General features: G+C 66.4%; 1 protein-coding gene and 1 pseudogene. One reads left to right on the plus strand and one right to left on the minus strand.

What is annotated here, in order from left to right; all coding sequences use genetic code 11:
* Positions 1-206: pseudogene (locus tag ACLHRZ_RS37170) on the plus strand (hypothetical protein); the annotation flags it as partial.
* Between the two features lie 747 nt (positions 207-953).
* On the opposite strand, the gene ACLHRZ_RS37175 reads toward ACLHRZ_RS37170, so the two are convergent.
* A complete protein-coding gene (locus tag ACLHRZ_RS37175) occupies positions 954-1334 on the minus strand; it encodes a hypothetical protein (protein WP_490423001.1) in 381 nt (126 codons plus the stop codon).
* Positions 1335-1373 lie beyond the last annotated feature (39 nt).

The following is a 1373-nucleotide window of genomic DNA, read 5'->3' on the forward strand; positions in this document are numbered from 1 at the left end:
CAGTAATTAGCTTCTTGCATCAGCCCTGCTTCCCCAACGACGACGCACTGCTGCGGCTGGTCACCGCCGTGCTCTTCGAGCTGCACGACGAGTGGATCGCCTTCCCCCGCCGCTACATGCCCGAAGGCAGCATGGCCGAGCTCTACCCCGAACTCCCCGAAAGCGCCCCCGCACTACCCAACACCACCAACACGACCGCCGATTGATCGCCTACACCAGCACGAGGGACGCGATCCCAGGACCGCGCAGGCCGCGACCAGCAGCACTGATACCAGAGAGTGACGACGCCCACGGCGAGCACGCGGGTCGGGCAGCGTCCTCAGCCTCCCCTCCAGCCCCGGGATCGCACGCTGTTGACGCGTGGGTGACTTGACCAGACAGACCGTGGAAGACTGGCGGCACATCGAAGCTCCGGCTGTTCAGGGCGACTTGACGGGTCACCCCCTCAACCGGAGCTTCGTTGCATCCGTCACGGCCCACAGACACGGCCCCACACGCCCGTGACCAGCACCTTCTCTCGACCGCTCGAACTATGAATCAGCCCTGCCCTGCGGGCAGGCACCCACCGGCGCCGATCGGCTCATCGCGATCACGGAGCCTGGCGATACGGGCGGGTCCATCATGACTCTGATGCTCCCTCACGAGATGTGAGAGTAGGCGTCCGAGCCAGGCAGCCGATTCACCCCTGTGAGTGATGGTGTTCATGGCCCCACGGCGAGACGGTCAGTAGAAAGCCTTGAAACAGGCCCATAAGACCACTGAAGAGCCCGGACCGTGTGAGCGCGGCCGGGCTCGCGCCGTGAGGCGGCGCTGTGCTCTCGAAGGCACAGGCGCCGCCTCCGGCTCGGAGCGCCCGGCCCCAGAGGGGACCGCGCGCTCCGGACCTTGACGGGCTACCAGAAGAGGCGTCGGCGGTGTACCTCCTTCTCCTCGGCCCGGCAGCCGTTGATCTTTTACGTCTGTGGCGCTGTTGCTGCGCTCTTGGACCTGGGGGAGAGGCTGCTCCGGATCACTGCCTCGCTGGCGGAGAGGGCGGCCGACAGGCTTCGATCGAGCCGCGCGGGCAGGGTTTCCGAACCAAGGGCACAGGCTCGGACGAGATCGCGGCAGTCCGCGGCCTGTTGTTCGGTGAGGTATTCGGCGGCCGGTGAGTGCGCCAGGAGTTCGCGGGCTGCGTAGCCGTCGCGGGCTTCGTCCGTACGCCGCGCCAGTTCGCTGACTAGCTGGCGGGCGGCCGGGTGCTCGGCGCCGATTGTGTCGAAGATCGTGAAGCCGAGGCGTATGTCGAAGACCGTCGTACCGGGCTCGATCTGGCGGTGGAAGTAGGCGTCCACGAGGTTCAGTAACTCGACTTTCGCTGTTCTCGTAGGTCA

Source organism: Streptomyces sp. AM25, from assembly GCF_058146165.1.